This window comes from Arthrobacter sp. HMWF013 (assembly GCF_003061105.1).
Classification (GTDB): Bacteria; Actinomycetota; Actinomycetes; order Actinomycetales; family Micrococcaceae; genus Arthrobacter.
Map to the genome: position 1 here is coordinate 1 of NZ_QAIQ01000674.1, position 1,656 is coordinate 1,656.

3 protein-coding genes are annotated in these 1,656 nt (G+C 63.0%); 2 read left to right on the forward strand and 1 reads right to left on the reverse strand.

Translation table 11 applies throughout. The features are described 5' to 3' along the window. A partial coding sequence (locus tag DBR22_RS24040) for a hypothetical protein (protein WP_181365285.1) occupies window positions 1–408 on the forward strand: 408 nt, incomplete at its 5' end. Between the two features lie 218 nt (window positions 409–626). On the opposite strand, the gene DBR22_RS21920 is transcribed toward DBR22_RS24040, so the two are convergent. Next, window positions 627–1,133, reverse strand: a complete 507-nt coding sequence (locus tag DBR22_RS21920) for a hypothetical protein (protein WP_108600717.1) — start codon at window positions 1,131–1,133, stop codon at window positions 627–629. A gap of 229 nt (window positions 1,134–1,362) precedes the next feature. Between DBR22_RS21920 and DBR22_RS21925 the strand changes: the two genes are divergently transcribed. Next, window positions 1,363–1,611, forward strand: coding sequence for a WhiB family transcriptional regulator (locus DBR22_RS21925; protein WP_003804966.1), 249 nt, complete (start codon window positions 1,363–1,365; stop codon window positions 1,609–1,611). Window positions 1,612–1,656: the final 45 nt, after the last annotated feature.

Genomic DNA, 1,656 nt, shown 5'->3' on the forward strand with positions numbered 1-1,656 from the left:
CCCACGGCCTTTTGGTCCAAGATCCTGCGACAGGCAGCTGCCGGCGAAATCGACCAGGCGTGCGTGGCGTTGGTTGACGATGCGGACCTTCTGCCGACCGAAACAAACCGCGACCTGGTCGAACTCAATGCACTCGGCGTCACCGTCGTGTTGACGGCCGGGTTCAGCCCGATCCTTTCGCAACGGGTTCCGTTGGCGATCCATGCCCGCAACTCTGGCTCGGGAATTCTGGTCGCACCAAGAACCCTGCTGGACGGGGATCTGTTTGGAGTCCGGTTCGAGGCGGAACCCAATCCACCCCCGGGCCGGAGCATAGTGATCCGGAACGGACGTGCCATGACCGTTCAGCTTGGCTGGGAACCGCCCGATGAGCTGGGTGATAGAGGGCCTGACGAGCAAGCCGCCTGACGAGCGGGAAGCATGATTGGCGCGCCACCTCAAGAGCAGGCGAAGGACGAGCGGGAAGCATGATTGGCGCGCCACCTAGACAGCGGGTCTGCCCGACGCGAGGGCTACCGGACGAGCGTGCCAGGTTCAAGCCGGATCAGGAAGGCCTGCCGAACAGGCCACAGGGATTCACAGGACAATTCTCAGGAGCTGGTAAGCGGGGCCACGGAGGCCGCGGCTTAGAGAGCCGGAGGCAGGTCGCTGGTCCGCGAGGCGTAGCTGATGACGCGTTTGTCGAAAAGCAGGACCAACGCAGTGACTGCGGGCACCAGCATCGCAAGCCCGGCCGTTACCACCCCGCCTGTGAGGGTGGGGAAAGCGATGGTCAGCACAAACAGCTGCGCCACAAGCGCGGCAGCCCGTGTCCACCGGCGCCCCCGGAAGAGGAAGAGTGCCACCGCATAAAGCCAGGCAGAGAAGGCAAGCAGCAGGCCTAACGTGAAGATGGCGCCCCCAAGAGACAGCACGGGCGCGCCGGTCAGGAGTTCATAGCCGTACCAGGCCGCGGCCATCAGCAGTGCCGTGGCCTCGGCGGCAACGATCATCGCGATCACCACGATGCCGCGTGGACGTTCACCGGAGGGCTTCGGCGCGGATTTGTCCGCGCCGGCGCCGGCCGGATAACCATCTTGGCCGGGATCAGGTTCAGGCGCTGGATCAGCGGGGTTCACGGGGGGTCTTGACACATTGGCACCCTACCGGACATAGTCGGACAGTGGTGCGGGTCTGCGTCAGACATGTGATGCATCGCTCAACATTTCGGGGATTTCGAGCCGTATTACCCCTTGTTTACACAGCGTTAACATGACAGGCTTGACTCAGATGACAAGGGGGCCCCGTAGGGCCCTTTTCCTTTGTAGCTACTAGTGAATAATTTCACAAGAGCTCTTCCCAGAAATGGAGCAACTGATCAGCATGGATTGGCGTAACCGCGCGGCGTGTCTCGACAAGGACCCGGAACTGTTTTTCCCCGTCGGAAATACAGGACCGGCACTTCTCCAGATCGAGGAAGCCAAAAGCGTTTGCCGCCGCTGCCCGGTTGTTGACACGTGCCTCCAGTGGGCGTTGGAGTCCGGCCAGGATGCCGGCGTCTGGGGCGGTATGAGCGAAGATGAACGCCGAGCCCTCAAGCGCCGAGCCGCCCGCGCCCGCCGCGCCTCCTAGGAGACTGCTGAATAAGCGGGATGGTGGGCGGGCGGAACGCCACCA